This window comes from Rhizobium skierniewicense (genome assembly GCF_014196515.1).
Lineage (GTDB): Bacteria > Pseudomonadota > Alphaproteobacteria > Rhizobiales > Rhizobiaceae > Agrobacterium > Agrobacterium skierniewicense.
In genome coordinates, this window is record NZ_JACIDV010000016.1 from 19,078 (window position 1) to 33,670 (window position 14,593).

At 55.4% G+C, this 14,593-nt stretch carries 19 protein-coding genes and 2 tRNA genes; 14 read left to right on the plus strand and 7 right to left on the minus strand.

Going from position 1 to position 14,593, the window contains the following annotated elements; translation table 11 throughout:
- The first annotated feature begins 96 nt into the window (after positions 1 to 96).
- The 9 genes from GGQ73_RS20270 to arsH all read left to right on the plus strand — a co-directional run bounded on the left by GGQ73_RS20270 (position 97) and on the right by arsH (position 6,060).
- Positions 97 to 1,650, plus strand: a complete 1,554-nt coding sequence (locus GGQ73_RS20270) for an undecaprenyl-phosphate glucose phosphotransferase (RefSeq protein ID WP_183897631.1) — start codon at positions 97 to 99, stop codon at positions 1,648 to 1,650.
- Between the two features lie 63 nt (positions 1,651 to 1,713).
- Positions 1,714 to 1,863 carry a hypothetical protein gene (locus tag GGQ73_RS20275; protein ID WP_174152695.1) on the plus strand — a complete coding sequence of 50 codons (150 nt, stop codon included), beginning with the start codon at positions 1,714 to 1,716 and terminating at the stop codon, positions 1,861 to 1,863.
- A 178-nt stretch (positions 1,864 to 2,041) separates the two neighbouring features.
- Positions 2,042 to 2,557: a hypothetical protein gene (locus GGQ73_RS20280; RefSeq protein ID WP_183897632.1), complete on the plus strand. Its 516-nt coding sequence runs from the start codon at positions 2,042 to 2,044 to the stop codon at positions 2,555 to 2,557.
- A gap of 226 nt (positions 2,558 to 2,783) precedes the next feature.
- Positions 2,784 to 3,137 carry an ArsR/SmtB family transcription factor gene (locus tag GGQ73_RS20285; RefSeq protein ID WP_183897633.1) on the plus strand — a complete coding sequence of 118 codons (354 nt, stop codon included), beginning with the start codon at positions 2,784 to 2,786 and terminating at the stop codon, positions 3,135 to 3,137.
- Positions 3,134 to 3,337: a hypothetical protein gene (locus GGQ73_RS20290; protein ID WP_183897634.1), complete on the plus strand. Its 204-nt coding sequence runs from the start codon at positions 3,134 to 3,136 to the stop codon at positions 3,335 to 3,337. The genes GGQ73_RS20285 and GGQ73_RS20290 overlap by 4 nt, the downstream gene beginning before the upstream one ends.
- Before the next feature lie 15 nt (positions 3,338 to 3,352).
- Complete coding sequence (locus GGQ73_RS20295) at positions 3,353 to 3,880, plus strand: arsenate reductase ArsC (RefSeq protein ID WP_183897635.1); 528 nt, start codon at positions 3,353 to 3,355, stop codon at positions 3,878 to 3,880.
- Positions 3,880 to 4,938: an ACR3 family arsenite efflux transporter gene (gene arsB / locus GGQ73_RS20300; protein WP_183897636.1), complete on the plus strand. Its 1,059-nt coding sequence runs from the start codon at positions 3,880 to 3,882 to the stop codon at positions 4,936 to 4,938. The genes GGQ73_RS20295 and arsB overlap by 1 nt, the downstream gene beginning before the upstream one ends.
- Before the next feature lie 2 nt (positions 4,939 to 4,940).
- Entirely contained in the window at positions 4,941 to 5,363 is a 423-nt protein-coding gene (gene arsC, locus GGQ73_RS20305) for an arsenate reductase (glutaredoxin) (RefSeq protein WP_174152690.1), read from the plus strand.
- A gap of 10 nt (positions 5,364 to 5,373) precedes the next feature.
- A complete protein-coding gene (gene arsH, locus GGQ73_RS20310; RefSeq protein WP_183897679.1) occupies positions 5,374 to 6,060 on the plus strand; it encodes an arsenical resistance protein ArsH in 687 nt (228 codons plus the stop codon).
- A 413-nt stretch (positions 6,061 to 6,473) separates the two neighbouring features.
- On the opposite strand, the gene GGQ73_RS20315 is transcribed toward arsH, so the two are convergent.
- From GGQ73_RS20315 to GGQ73_RS20325, 3 genes are all read right to left on the minus strand, one after another.
- A tRNA-Pro gene (locus GGQ73_RS20315) sits at positions 6,474 to 6,547 on the minus strand.
- A 419-nt stretch (positions 6,548 to 6,966) separates the two neighbouring features.
- Positions 6,967 to 7,563, minus strand: a complete 597-nt coding sequence (locus GGQ73_RS20320) for a dual specificity protein phosphatase family protein (protein ID WP_183897637.1) — start codon at positions 7,561 to 7,563, stop codon at positions 6,967 to 6,969.
- A 92-nt stretch (positions 7,564 to 7,655) separates the two neighbouring features.
- Positions 7,656 to 8,243 (minus strand): YqaA family protein, encoded by a 588-nt coding sequence (locus tag GGQ73_RS20325; protein ID WP_183897638.1) that lies wholly within the window; start codon positions 8,241 to 8,243, stop codon positions 7,656 to 7,658.
- Between the two features lie 446 nt (positions 8,244 to 8,689).
- Between GGQ73_RS20325 and GGQ73_RS20330 the strand changes: the two genes are divergently transcribed.
- Positions 8,690 to 9,337, plus strand: coding sequence for an exopolysaccharide biosynthesis protein (locus tag GGQ73_RS20330; protein WP_174152687.1), 648 nt, complete (start codon positions 8,690 to 8,692; stop codon positions 9,335 to 9,337).
- Here the strand turns inward: GGQ73_RS20330 and GGQ73_RS20335 are convergent.
- A complete protein-coding gene (locus GGQ73_RS20335) occupies positions 9,324 to 9,608 on the minus strand; it encodes a hypothetical protein (RefSeq protein ID WP_174152686.1) in 285 nt (94 codons plus the stop codon). The two genes, GGQ73_RS20330 and GGQ73_RS20335, sit on opposite strands and share 14 nt — an antisense overlap.
- Positions 9,609 to 9,784: 176 nt before the next feature.
- On the opposite strand from GGQ73_RS20335, the gene GGQ73_RS20340 reads away from it, so the two are divergent.
- A tRNA-Asn gene (locus GGQ73_RS20340) sits at positions 9,785 to 9,859 on the plus strand.
- Positions 9,860 to 10,107: 248 nt separating this feature from the next.
- Here the strand turns inward: GGQ73_RS20340 and GGQ73_RS20345 are convergent.
- A complete protein-coding gene (locus GGQ73_RS20345; RefSeq protein WP_183897639.1) occupies positions 10,108 to 10,398 on the minus strand; it encodes a DUF2934 domain-containing protein in 291 nt (96 codons plus the stop codon).
- Positions 10,399 to 10,529: 131 nt separating this feature from the next.
- On the opposite strand from GGQ73_RS20345, the gene GGQ73_RS20350 reads away from it, so the two are divergent.
- Complete coding sequence (locus GGQ73_RS20350) at positions 10,530 to 10,760, plus strand: hypothetical protein (protein WP_412762997.1); 231 nt, start codon at positions 10,530 to 10,532, stop codon at positions 10,758 to 10,760.
- Positions 10,761 to 10,774: 14 nt separating this feature from the next.
- Here GGQ73_RS20350 and GGQ73_RS20355 read toward each other — a convergent pair whose 3' ends face one another.
- Entirely contained in the window at positions 10,775 to 11,149 is a 375-nt protein-coding gene (locus GGQ73_RS20355; RefSeq protein WP_183897680.1) for a TIGR02594 family protein, read from the minus strand.
- 377 nt (positions 11,150 to 11,526) lie between these two features.
- On the minus strand, positions 11,527 to 11,793 hold the full coding sequence (locus GGQ73_RS20360; protein ID WP_183897641.1) for a DUF982 domain-containing protein: 267 nt from the start codon (positions 11,791 to 11,793) through the stop codon (positions 11,527 to 11,529).
- Positions 11,794 to 11,980: 187 nt separating this feature from the next.
- On the opposite strand from GGQ73_RS20360, the gene GGQ73_RS20365 reads away from it, so the two are divergent.
- Positions 11,981 to 13,429 (plus strand): cryptochrome/photolyase family protein, encoded by a 1,449-nt coding sequence (locus GGQ73_RS20365; RefSeq protein ID WP_183897642.1) that lies wholly within the window; start codon positions 11,981 to 11,983, stop codon positions 13,427 to 13,429.
- A gap of 122 nt (positions 13,430 to 13,551) precedes the next feature.
- A complete protein-coding gene (locus GGQ73_RS20370; RefSeq protein ID WP_183897643.1) occupies positions 13,552 to 14,589 on the plus strand; it encodes a cysteine synthase A in 1,038 nt (345 codons plus the stop codon).
- Positions 14,590 to 14,593 lie beyond the last annotated feature (4 nt).

The following is a 14,593-nucleotide window of genomic DNA, read 5'->3' on the forward strand; positions in this document are numbered from 1 at the left end:
AGAGAAGATGCAAGCGACACGGTGACGTTGACCTAAAGGGTTTATTAGTAAATCCTTTAGTAACCTGACCTTCATTCGAGGCTTTGGAAAGATACAATGGACCAAGGTGGAGGCGAAAATAATCCCATTGATCTGAACGCACTGCGCCAGCAGCTTTCGCAAAAGTCGCAGTCCCCAGATGCGTCGGCCCGTGAGCCGGCTACCCTTAACCCGCTTGCCCTTCAGGTCGCCAACCAGCTTCGCTCCACAAGTCACTCTCCCAATATTGTCATAGGACAGCTGCGGCTTTTCGAATTCGTCATTTTGGTGCTCATCGGGATTTTCATCAACGCGATGGAGGCCCCGCAGGAGTTCAGTTCTCAACTTGTGCTGGTTGCGATCTGTATCTGTACCGGCGCGTTATCATCCATTTTTCTGCTGATCACGGATTGCTACCAGCTTCCCATGCTGCGTCGCCCGGTGCAGACCATACCAAGGGTTCAAGGCTCGCTTCTGGCAGCCTTTGCACTGACATTCATCATGATGGTGACGTTTCTTCCAGCCTCGGTCTATTCGTGGCAGACATCGGCACTTTGGTTCACTGTCAGCGCGGTCTTTATTCTCATCGAGCGGGTCATTGTTGGCTTGGCGATTCGCCACTGGGGCCGTAACGGCGTCATGGAACGACGCGCGGTCATCGTTGGCGGCGGACAAGCGGCGAAGGATTTGATTCGCTCCCTTGAAGATCATGACAATGACATCCGCATCTGTGGTATTTTCGATGATCGGAAAAGCGCACGGTCTCCCGAGGTCGTTGCCGGCTATCCAAAACTTGGCACTTTTGCCGAACTCGTGGAATTTGCGCGTTTGACCAAGCTGGATATGCTGATCATCTCCATTCCCATGAGCGCGGAGGCACGCATACTGGAACTCATTCGGCAATTGTGGGTGCTTCCCGTCGATATCCGCATTGCCGCACAAGCCAACAAGTTACGCTTTCGTCCCCGCTCTTACTCCCACATCGGAAATGTGCCGATGCTGGACGTGATGGACAAGCCTTTGCGCGACTGGGACTCAGTCGCCAAGCGGGTGTTCGACGTTTTTTTCAGCCTGTTTTCCATACTGATACTCTGGCCAGTGATGCTGGGTGCGGCGATCGCTGTGAAATCGACCTCCAAAGGCCCTGTTTTGTTCAAGCAGAAACGACACGGGTTCAATAATGAGACAATCAATGTCTGGAAGTTTCGCTCTATGTACACGGAAATGAGCGACCCCACGGCCAAGAAGGCCGTGACCAAGAACGATCCTCGCGTCACACCGGTTGGTCGATTCCTGCGAAAATCGTCAATCGATGAGCTGCCGCAGTTATTCAACGTTCTGGCAGGTGATCTGTCTCTCGTCGGCCCGCGCCCCCATGCCGTGCACGCGCAGACGGGAGACCTGAAATACACCGAAGTCGTGGAGCATTATTTTGCACGTCATAAGGTTAAACCCGGCGTGACGGGATGGGCGCAAATAAACGGCTGGCGCGGCGAGATCGACCATGGAGACAAGATTAAAAATCGCACGGCCTATGATCTTTATTACATTGAAAACTGGTCACTGTTGCTTGATCTCAAAATTCTGTTTCTCACACCCATCCGTTTGCTCAAATCAGAAAACGCTTATTAAATTGCGGAACCCCTCACGAATTCATGCGTTTAGCACTCGCACATTTCTGCACAGGGGAAACATATGACACGATCCAACAGTCTCTACTTCATCATTGGCGCTCTTCTCATCGCCGTGGTCGGCCTTGGCGCATACGTCTGGAACGAGGAAAGCAAGCCCAAGGGCGTCGAAATGAAGATCGGGCCAAACGGCGTCTCCGTACAGGAGAATTAAGCGCCTCCAGCTTCGCGCAGGTTGAGAAATCTAGACCGGTTTGTGTCAGGTATATTTCACCTCACACACACCGGTCTTTTCATGAGAGTGGACCATATCAATGCTCGCTTTCCGTCTGGAAGCGACAGTTCCGGCGCAGATGCATGCGACGAGCTGAGAATGAGGGACGCCACACACTATGGTCTCCGGACTCGCCAATGTCGTCAAGCTCGCATCAACCGAGCTTGCATTGAAAGCCATTCACTCCCACGCCGCACTTGCAGCAGACGCTGCCGAACACGTCGTCACCGGTCTGCCCTTACCGATCACGACGGAGAAGGCCGACGTAGAGGGCATCACCGACCTCGTTTTCTTGAAAAACCTGAAAACGACGCTTATCGAGATGTCGAAAGATCCGACAAGCGCCTTTCAAGGACAGGCCATGCTGAAGGCCGCAGATGCCAGCGCCCTCAGCATATTCGACGCAATCGAGGGCGTAGTCATCACAGCATGGGGCGCAAGCGGCACAAAGAATGCTCCTGGCAGGATAGACGCCATCGGCTGGAGCCCCTTCCTCAGGCAGCACATCAAGCGTGCGCATGGAACGGCCTATGCGAAAGACGACAACGGCAGCTACATTGATCTCATATCCGGCGAAAGCGCCTATTTCGGCACCGTCGGTAACACATATTACTATTTTACCTGGCCACAATAATCAGGCTGCGTCACTTGGTCAGTCTGTTCCGATTGTTGCCTCGTATGTTAAATGGTGAAAACGGTTTCTCCGGCGTTTACGTTTTGGCACGGCTGGCGCGCCACCTGTAAAAGGTGGCTGCGCACGCGTTTGTGATCCTATGGCCATCCCTCATTTGAACAAGCGGCTCGGTTCGGCTGCCGCAAAATCACGTTGACATCGATTTCATATCCATTATTCTGGATATATGGAAAACAACGCTGCGATTACCGCTTTGTCCGCGCTTGCCCAGCCGACACGGCTCGAGACTTTTAGAACATTGGTCCGCCACGAGCCCAACGGAGTAGCTGCAGGGGAGCTTGCAAAAATACTCGACGTTCCGCAAAACACCATGTCGGCCCACCTCGGCACGCTGGCAAGGGCGGGTCTCATCAAGAGCGAACGCCAGAGCCGCTCGATTATCTACCGGGCAGACCTCGATGGATTCCGTGACCTGACGCTGTTCCTTCTGAAGGATTGTTGCGGCGGGTCGACGGAGCTCTGCGCGCCGTTGATCGCCGAACTTTCCCCCTGTTGCGCACCCGCACCGAGGCCGTCATGACGGCAATGCACCTTGAACAGGTCGAGAAGGCTGTGGACCTCTATGTTGCGACAACGACAGCCTCTGATTCTTTCGAAGACCTCGGGTTCGCAATCGTCGATCAATCCGACGCGCCCGAACTTGTCCTCCCCGCCCGCCAGCTCTCGGGCATCTGCCTGGCCTCCGCGACCGTCATGAAACTTACGAGGCCACCGACCTAACAACGGGACACGACAATGACCGACAAGACCTACAACGTGCTCTTCCTCTGCACGGGCAATTCCGCTCGCTCTATTCTCGGCGAGTCCATCCTCAATCATGAAGGCAAAGGCCGTTTTAAGGCGTTCTCCGCCGGGAGCCATCCCAAGGGTGAGGTCAACCCGCATGCGCTGCGTGAACTGGAAGCCCTCGGCTATCCGTCCAAGGGCTTCTCGTCGAAGAACTGGGACGTGTTTTCTGAACCCGGCGCTCCCGAGATGGATTTCATCTTCACCGTCTGCGACAGCGCCGCGGGCGAGGCATGTCCCGTTTGGATCGGACATCCGATGACCGCGCACTGGGGTGTCGAAGATCCGGCCGCCATCGAGGGTTCCGATGTCGAGGTACAGCGCGCCTTCGCCCAGGCCGCAAGGTTCCTCAAGAACCGCATCGCCGCATTCCTTAGTCTTCCGCTGACCTCTATCGACAGGATGGCGTTGGAACAGAAGCTCCGTCAGATCGGTCGCATGGAAGGCTCGACCTCAGCACAGGAGGAAAGTGCCTGATGTCCTTGTTTGAGCGCTACCTCACAATCTGGGTCTTCCTCTGCATCATCGTCGGCATTGCCCTCGGCCATTTGATGCCGGGTGTCTTCCAGACAATCGGCTCTGCCGAGATCGCCAAGGTCAATATTCCCGTAGCGATCCTCATCTGGCTGATGATCATCCCGATGCTCTTGAAGATCGACTTCCGTTCGCTTTCTAAGGTCGGCAGCTATTGGCGCGGGATCGGGGTGACCCTGTTCATCAATTGGGCCATCAAGCCGTTCTCCATGGCTCTCCTTGGATGGCTGTTTGTCGGATGGATGTTCCGTCCCTATCTACCAGCCGACCAGATCGATTCCTACATCGCGGGCCTGATCATCCTTGCTGCGGCGCCCTGCACGGCGATGGTGTTCGTCTGGAGCAACCTGACGAAAGGCGAACCGCTGTTCACGCTGTCGCAGGTCGCGCTGAACGACGCGATCATGATCATCGCGTTCGCACCTGTCGTCGCACTGCTCCTCGGGTTGTCCGCGATCACGGTGCCATGGGACACGCTGGCGATATCGGTCGCGCTTTACATCGTCGTCCCGGTCATAATCGCGCAGGTGATCCGGGTCCACCTCACGTCTGACGGCACCGAGCGCGCGCTTGGGGAGGTTCTCTCGAAACTCCAGCCGCTTTCGCTTGTGGCGCTTCTGGCGACGCTGGTCCTGCTGTTCGGCTTCCAGGGGGAGCAGATCATCGCACAGCCGACAATCATCGCGCTGTTGGCTGTGCCGATCCTGATCCAGGTCTATTTCAATTCGGGGCTCGCCTACATCCTCAACAGGATGGCCGGGGAACGCCACTGTGTCGCCGGACCGTCGGCGCTGATCGGCGCCTCGAATTTCTTCGAGCTTGCCGTCGCCGCCGCCATCTCGCTGTTCGGTTTCCAGTCGGGTGCAGCACTCGCCACCGTGGTCGGTGTTCTCATCGAAGTCCCCGTCATGCTCTCGGTCGTTTGGATCGTGAACCGATCAAAGGACTGGTACGAGGCCGCGCCGGCCGTCTCCCGAAACACCGTCTCCGAAAGGACCTGACCATGGATGTCACCATCTATCATAATCCCGAATGCGGAACTTCGCGCAACACGCTGGCCCTGATCCGGCACGCGGGAATCGAGCCAGACATCATCGAATATCTGAAGACGCCGCCGTCGCGTGCGGAGCTCGCGAAAATGATCTCGGATGCCGGGCTGACGGTCAGACAGGCCATCCGTGAAAAGGGAACGCCATACGCCGATCTCGGTCTCGGCGATCCCGCACTGACCGACGACCAGCTTCTCGACGCGATGCTCGACGCACCGATCCTCATCAACCGTCCGTTTGTCGTCACACCGCTCGGCACCCGGCTCGCACGACCCTCCGAGGCCGTCCTCGACATCCTGCCGGAGACGTTCAACGGTCCGTTCACGAAGGAGGACGGAGAACAGGTCCTCAACGAGGAGGGCAAGCGCGTTGTCTGATCTGCCAGCTATGACCGACCCTTTGACGGCACCGGATCGCGACGCGCTGCGCCCACCGTTTTCGACCCACAAGCCGCGTATCCTGATCCTCTACGGCTCCCTTCGGGAAGTCTCATATAGCAGGCTTCTGGCACACGAGGCCCGCCGCCTCCTCGAACATCTCGGATGCGAGGTCCGTGTGTTCGATCCCAGCGGCTTGCCGTTGCCTGACGAGGCTCCGGTCAGCCACCCCAAGGTGCAGGAACTTCGTCAACTGTCGGAGTGGTCCGAGGGTCAGGTCTGGGTCAGCCCGGAGCGTCACGGCGCGATGACCGGAATCATGAAGGCCCAGATCGACTGGATACCGCTGTCCATTGGGTCCGTTCGCCCGACGCAGGGCAAGACGCTTGCGGTCATGGAAGTGTCGGGTGGAAGCCAGTCTTTCAACGCGGTCAACCAGATGCGCATTCTGGGACGCTGGATGCGGATGATAACGATCCCGAACCAGTCGTCCGTGTCGAAAGCGTTTCAGGAATTCGACGCGGACGGCCGCATGAAGCCGTCATCCTTCTACGACCGAGTCGTCGATGTCTGCGAGGAACTCGTCAAGTGCACCATTCTCACGAGGGACGCGTCGGCCTATCTGACCGACCGCTACAGCGAGAGGAAAGAAAAGGCCGAGGAACTCGAAAAACGTGTCGCGTTGAAATCTATATGACATCCGAACGCATACCCGTCGGCGCCGTTTTCGGTCTTGGCGTGACCCAGATCGCGGGTTAGGCCACGCTCTCCTATAGCTGCGGCATCCTCGCGGCGGATATGGCCTGGGACGTGCTCCTCGATTTTGCGTCAGTCGCTACAGTTGTCCACACCGGAATGGTGTCTGGATAGCCCTTGGCGGTATACCCTCGCGAGCGTTTGACATGGCGTTGCGAGCGTATCGGAAAGGGGAACAATTCTAAGAGCTGATGAATGTCACGTCGCTCGCCGAAACTGAACACGCCTCAGCATGACCATTTTCAAAATTCTGAAATTGCCTATTGGAAATAAAAAGAGCGGCACCAGCTGAGGCTGGACGCCGCTCTAAAAAACCATGGATCGACTGAGCAGTCGATACCACTGTCAAAAACCTCGGAATGGCGGGATTCGAACCCACGACCCCTTGACCCCCAGTCAAGTGCGCTACCGGGCTGCGCTACATTCCGTCAACACATGTTAGCCTGATGTGACAGGTCGTTCTGTGTCGGTTAACCAACCCAAGGCACCTTGACACCCAGTCAAGTGCGCGACCGGGCCGCGCGACGCCCCGACACAGGAAAGGCGTTTATATAGATGGTAGTTCATGCGCAAGTGGAAAATCGCGGATAGGGGAAAAACAACGCCGACAAGCGGCTGATTTGGTCGCGAACGTCGAGCCGATTAACGATGAAACGCTCCTTTTTCAGTCTACTGGCGAAATAATACGCAAATATGTGGCTACCACATTGCCATCCCGGAAAAAGCATGTTTCTCTAATATTGCCCTTACGGAGGGGTAAAGGTTGAGGCCCGCCATATGCTGGGTGGGACAGCGGCGGGTCTCCCATTTTATCGTATTTTCGATATCATCATCAGTTCATGACGGTTCAGATCACCTTGGGCGGAGCCGCAGGCGCGTTCATGGTGGTGTATTTTCCGTGCTCGATCTCGTTCCAGCTTCTGTCCATCGCGTAAGCCGAGGACAGGTACGGGATGGAAACATGTCCGAACCGTATCGAGAGCTGTTGCTCTGCCGTGTCTTCATCCATGCCTGCGACGCGATACACATAGATGGCGGATGCGAGACCCGTTCTGTCGGAACCTGACTTACAGTGAATGAGGATGGGCTTTGGCGCATCGCGCATGATCTGCACCAGCTGAGCCACGCGCTCGGCACCGAGTTGTTTTCGTGCCGACATGCCAAAATCGATGTGCTCAACACCCAGCATCGCGGCTGTTGCCGTCTCTTCCCTGTACCACTCGGAATTCTCGTTCTCACCGCGCAAATTGATGATCGTCCTGATCCCCTTCGATTTCACATAGTCGGCAAGCTGCGTTTCGCTTGGTTGACTGGAGCGATAAAGCTGACCGGCGATAACCTCGTGAAAATTCCCGGAGAGCTGGAGAAATCCGATGTAGATGATGATTGCTGCTGCAGCGGAGATAAGCGGCAGAATTCCACGAAACCAAAAATATCTGATCATCTGTCTTCCCTGTCTGTTGAGACAGGAAATGACCGGCAACACTGACATCATGCTGAACGCGACAATTCGCGTCAGCCAAATTTTCGCGGTCCCTAATGCGCGAGACGGTAAATCCCGTAAACGGCGATCAGAGCGCCGGCGGCGATGGCGGTGATCATGCCCAACCGTTTCTCGATAAAATGACGAATCGGCTCACCGTACCGTTGCAGCAAGCCTGCGAGAAGGAAAAAACGGGCGGCGCGGGTGACGATGGCGGACACAATAAACACGCCGAGGCTTATATTGGCGGCACCCGAGAGAATCGTGACCACCTTTATGGGAGGCAGGTGGGCAAAGCCTGAGGTCATCAGGAGCAACAGGATGGTCTTGTAGTCCACCGAAGCCTTCAACTGCTCGAAGCTTTCCAGCTTGCCGTAGAACTCCAGGACGGGCTTGGCCAGGCTCTCGAACGCATAATGGCCAAGATGCCAGCCAGCAATACCACCCAGCACAGATGCCACGGTCGCCACAAGCGCGTAAAACATAGCCCGTTTCGGCTTGGCAAGAACCATGGGTATGAACAGGACATCTGCGGGCACGAGAAAAATCGAACTCTCCACGAAGGCGATGATTGCCAGCCACCAGACAGCCGTCTTTCTGGCGGCGAGCGCCATGGTCCAGTCGTAAATCCTGTTGAGCATCACAAGCCTCTCCGAAGCCGATTGACCATATGTCGGGTCTATAAATACTGTTGCGGCGCAACATTGAGGCGCAATGGGGCGGCATATCACGCAATGCAGCAGATAGAAAAGCCAAGCTCATCCGTCTGATGAGAGAAATCAATGTTGCAATGCAACCAAAGATATACTTTTCTTTGGTAAAATGTCGAATTTCGAAGTAAACTTAGCGTGGGACGAACAGAGGAGGAAACACCTTGTATTATCTTCACTTGATTGCAGCGCTGAACCCCTTCGTTTTGGCAACGTTGCTGCTGGTTTTGCTGGCCGGGGCCTACAACGCGTGGGTATCCCACCGATAAGGAGCCGTGAAGCTGCGACTTTGTGCTTTTGAAAAAAGCGGCTTGCCATAGGCACGCCGTGTCATGGGTGTTATCAATTCCGGCACCAAAACAAATCCGGGATGACGCATGACGCAGAATTTTACCTTTACGGATACATCGGAAAGTCTCAGCACGGTCCTGCAAAAGCTGATCGGTCAGCTCAGCGGCAAAACGACGACTTTGCGTGAACTGATGGAAGCCATTGGCGAGCAGGGATTGCTGCTGATGTGTGCCATCGCCTGCTTACCCTTTTTGATTCCCGTTTCCATTCCGGGCGTCAGCACGATCTTTGGTGCGGCTATCGTCATGATCAGCCTTGCGATCACTCTGAACAGGCTGCCTTGGCTGCCGAAGCGTATTCTCGACAAGCAGATGGAGACGGCCCGTCTGGTACCTGCGCTGGAAAAAGGCGTAAACATTGTTTCGAAACTTGATCGCTATATGCGCCCTCGCCTGCCTGCGTTGACGGCGGGTACCATTATCAGCCGCGTCAACGGCCTTGCGATCATGGCGGCCGGTATTCTCCTGATGATGCCCTTGGGTTTCGTGCCGTTTTCCAACACCCTGCCCGGTATCGCGATTCTTCTGTTTTCGGCCGGCATGATCCAGCGTGATGGCGCCACCGTTCTGGGCGGCTATATCTTCCTGGTTCTGACGACGATTTACTTCATTGCCCTCGCCTATGGTGCATTCTGGGCCGGACAGGGCATCAGCAACTCGCTTACGGGCGCGTGATGCCACCGCGGCGCGCTGCTTTATCGCGCTGCCTTCTTGCCCACCAGACAGAGAGCCGGCGACGCTTGCGACGTACGAAAGGTAAATCCTGCGACAGCACCAGCAGTCCTAGTGGTACCATCCAGAACCCAAGGATCGGTAAAAACCCCAGAATGCCGCCGATGACCAGTGCGGAACCGATCAGGATGCGTCCAACCCGGGAACGTGGCATCGCCACGCTCCATTTTCCGAGATGAAGGCGACCCGTTTTCGGGTGAAGACCAAACGTCATCGTGAATCCTTTTGCACAGGGGCGGCACTCAAAAAGTTTTCTGCGACCGGCATGGCCCGGAAAATGGGGACTTCGGTGGATAAAACAAGAGGAATGCACTTTTTTTGAAAAAACCGCTTGGCAAATCGTGAAAGCATTTGTATTACCCCGCTCACACCGCGCCAAGCAGCGCACGTTCCCTGGTAGCTCAGCGGTAGAGCATTCGACTGTTAATCGACAGGTCGCCGGTTCGAATCCGGCCCGGGGAGCCATTTCTTCTTAAGTGAATGAAATGATTTAAGACACGGCGTCAAGCATGTGTACTTTTGCTGCATATGAGCCCGTAAAACGACTCAAGTCTCACACCGTTTCGGCAACTTCAGATTTCGAGCCTCTCTCAGTGGATGTGGCCGGGCCTCACTGTTTGTGAGGTCTCCAAAGATACGGCGCCGTCATCCAGCCCATCATGAGAAAAAAAGCGCCGTCCTTTCGGACAACGCCTTTTTGATTTTTTTCAGACCTAATGCTTCTTCTTGGCTGCACCGCCGGACACAGTTGTCGATGTCGAAGAGACCGGGTCACTTGCGGGGAAACTGTCTTCCAGACCCTCTTCCAGATCCTTGTCGTCGTCGACTTTGTTGTGGGCTTCACGCTCCTGTTGCAGAGACTCCGCTGCGGGTGACTGCCCCTGCGAATGCAGTTCCTGCTCGGCCTCAGCCCAGTGCCGTTCGTGCTCGCCTTCGCGGCGGCCATCGCGTTCCCAGTTTTCATATGCCTTTTTGCGGATTTCGGATTCACGGTCAGTCGTCATGGTGCTTCTCCCTTACCTATGATGGCGAGGAAACATTGATGCCTGATATTTTGTTCCTGAAACGATGGACAAACGTTAACGGAACCTCACGGGTCCGGGCATCGTTAACACCACAACCAAGGAGATCCATGATGGATGAGAAACGCACAAAGCCGCTCGATATTGACGACGATGACGTCGCAGACTTCGAAACCGATCGTGAGCTTCACGGAAAGCCAGACGAACTTGCTCCGGACGAATCGACAAACCTGCGGGCGATGCGGCAGGCCGCGCGACAGCACGAAGATGCGTTCATTGTGTCGACTGACCTGGAGGACGACGATCAGCGCGACGCCGCTCCCGGGACGCGGGAGCAGCCGTAGGCACCCGTCAGTCTCTAACGGCGGACGGAAACAATAGATTTCCGGCTAAAGTTGGAAACTTGCACCCGGCCGGACTGGTTACCGCCCAATATCTGGGCGGTGCCGCCTCCAAGGCTCTTCAAGATACCGGCATGATAACGCTTGCCGGTTCTGACAACGACCACGTCGCCGGGTTTTGCATTATTGGTGGGCACTGCGTAGCCAAACGACGTCCAGGACTTGGCAAAACCGGATGATTTGGGCGGCTTACGCCCCGACTTGGTTGCAACAGCACTCAAGAAATGCCCGCACCAAGGCGTCTCTCGGGGATTGACGCCCATGAGCGCTTTCAGTGCTTTGGTATTCTTACCTTCATGAAGTCCGGAATATCGCTCGGCTTGATTCAGCATGCCAGCAGGTGAAGATGTAGTGAAAGCTGTGCAGAATGCAGCAGCCAGAACGAACGCAGTAAATTTCAAATTCTCGGCCCTTTAGAAATGCGCAAAGGATGTCTCACCCCTGGGATATCCATGCGCACATTCGCAGTCTCCTGCCGGTAGCCGCTGCAGCAAGAGTGTGCGCGGTGCCAGCAAGTGTCGATCTATGCCTGTAATTTAGCGAGAATTTGACGAGAAATTGACGAAAATTAGAACGATTTTTCGGAAATTTGTTAATGATTTAGAATTTTCGATGTCACCTCAACTTAAAAGAGCACGTTTTACCAAAAACGAAAAATCCACCCAGAGCATTGCTTCGGGTGGACGAATAATCTTCGCAATAAAACAGATCAGGATGCGAGCCGACGAGCTTCGACAAGGCAGTGCGCGTCTCGACTGGCCTCTACGAAGGCCGTGCGTGCGATTTCTCCCGCCACGCTGCCCAGCAAAGACGCGCGGCAGAGGCGAAGCGCCTGCTCGTAGACTTTTCCGTGACGGCTGGGCCACTCATGTTGCAAAAAGTCAAAGGCTTCATAAACACCATTGAACGTTCTTGGCGCACCGTTTTCCAGAGAGATAACCACCGGGGCCTCCCATTTCACGTCGTTGAGCATCATTGATTGGACTTCCATAAGCAATTAACCCGCCACTAACGTTGAGCCGGGGATATGGTTCCTCCGGAATCGGTTTCAAGAGACAAAAGTTGTGCTCTGAAAGCGATGTCATTTTAGGGCTTTACTATAAGGCCTTTGACGGAACAATGCTTCTCAACAAACATTGAGTCCGACGTGAACAGAGTGCCCCATGACCGAAACGAAAAAAGCTGTTATCCTGTGGTTTCGCAAGGACTTGCGTCTTTCGGACAACCGTGCCCTCGCCGCCGCAATCGACCATGGTGGCCCTATCATCCCCGTTTATATCCGTGAAAATGACGGTGATTCGTCTGGCGCTCTTGGAAGCGCTCAGGCGTGGTGGCTTTATCATTCGCTGGATGCTCTTTCCACCGCCCTCGATCGGCTGGGCAGCAGGCTTGTCCTGGCCTCAGGAAGCCCTGACGCTGTGCTTGAGCGTCTCGTCAAAGACACTGGCGCGGACGCGGTTTTCTGGAACAGGCGATATGATCCGGACGGGATGAAAGCCGATACTGATCTTAAGTCCGACCTGCGAGAGGGTGGTCTGATCGTCGAAAGCTTTGCGGGTCACCTGCTGCACGAACCCTCCAAACTCAAGACGAAGACCGGCGGTCCCTATCGGGTCTACACCCCGTTCTGGCGCGCGATCGAGGGAGGAGAGGAGCCAGCAGACCCGCTTTCTGCCCCTTCGAAATTAGCCTCCCCACCCCGTTGGCCAAAATCCGACGTGCTCAAAAGTTGGAATTTGCTACCCTCCAAACCGAATTGGGCAGTGGAGTTTTCCGATATCTGGACGCCCGGAGAATCAGGTGCCCAAGAAAATTTACAGTACTTTATCGACGATGCGCTGAAAGGATACGAGGAAGGCCGTGATATTCCGGCGAAGACCGCGACATCCATGCTTTCGCCGCATTTGGCGATGGGAGAAATATCACCGGCCCAGGTATGGGACGCGACACGCGACCTTTCTTCGAACATCGCTTCAAACGATCTCAGTCGTTTTCGCAAGGAGATTGTCTGGCGGGAGTTCTGCTACCACCTGCTGTTCCACTTTCCAGAGCTGGACGAGAAAAACTGGAACTCAAATTTCGACGCTTTCGAGTGGAGGACGGACACTGCCAAATTCAAGGCCTGGACAAAGGGCATGACCGGTTATCCGATCGTGGATGCCGGAATGCGACAACTCTGGCGGCACGGCGTGATGCACAATCGCGTGCGGATGATCACGGCGTCCTTTCTCATCAAACACCTGTTGATCGATTGGCGGAAAGGCGAAAAGTGGTTTCGTGATACTCTAGTGGATGCCGACCCGGCATCCAATGCCGCCAATTGGCAATGGGTCGCGGGTTCAGGTGCGGACGCCTCACCCTTCTTTCGTATTTTCAACCCCATCCTGCAGGGGGAAAAATTCGATCCCGACGGAGACTATGTCAAAACCTTTGTGCCGGAACTGGAGAAACTGGACAAAAAATTCATTCACAAACCGTTCGATGCACCCAAGGACATGCTGCAAAAAGCGGGTGTTGACCTCGGCAAAACCTATCCCAAACCACTGGTCGATCATAGCGAAGCCCGCCAGAGGGCGCTGGCCGCCTATTCCGATATTAAAAAGGGTGAGTAAACGGGAATCCGGCAAGATTTTGCGCCTTGCCCCCATTCATCAGAAGATATTTTCTTGTCATAAGGCGCATAGGCGAGGAGATAACGACATCATATTCGCTGACTGGATGAAAAGGCTCGATCATGACCATTCATAATTCCGTGCTGACTGCCATCGGCAACACGCCGCTCATTCGACTGAACGCGGTATCGGATGAAACAGGATGCGAAATTCTTGGCAAGGCCGAGTTCATGAACCCCGGTCAGTCGGTCAAGGATCGCGCTGCGCTTTACATTATCCGTGATGCGGAACGGCGGGGTCAGTTGCGTCCCGGCGGAACCATTGTCGAGGGCACCGCGGGCAATACCGGCATCGGTCTGGCCCTGGTTGCCAACGCGCTGGGTTACAAGGCGGTGATTGTCATTCCCGAAACGCAAAGCCAGGAAAAGAAGGACGCGCTGAAGCTTCTCGGCGCACAGCTTGTGGAAGTACCGGCCGCACCCTACTCCAACCCCAACAATTACGTGAAGGTCTCCGGCAGGCTGGCAAAACAATTGGCTGCAACGGATCCGAACGGCGCGATCTGGGCAAACCAGTTCGACAATATCGCTAATCGCCAAGCGCATATCGAAACCACGGCACCGGAAATCTGGGACCAGACGGATGGCAAGGTCGATGGCTTCATTTGTGCGGTTGGTTCTGGCGGAACTCTGGCTGGCGTGGCCGATGGCCTTCGTGATTTCAATCCCGACATCAAGATCGGTCTGGCCGACCCCGAAGGTGCCGCACTCTATGAATTCTACCAGAACGGGGTGCTGAAATCCGAGGGTTCGTCCATCAGCGAAGGTATCGGCCAAGGCCGCATTACCGCCAATCTTGAAGGCTTCCAGCCGGATTATTCGTACAGGATTTCGGATGCCGAGGCGCTTCCGATCGTGTTCGATCTCGTGGCCAACGAAGGGCTTTGCCTCGGTGGCTCCAGTGGAATCAACATCGCTGGCGCAATTCGGCTTGCCCGCGACCTCGGTCCGGGGCATACAATCGTCACCATTCTTTGCGACTATGGCAACCGCTACCAGTCGAAGCTTTTCAACCCGGAGTTCCTGCGGTCAAAGGGTCTTCCCCTCCCCGCCTGGCTGACGGAGAAAACACAGATTTCGGTGCCGTACGAAACTGTTTGAGGTC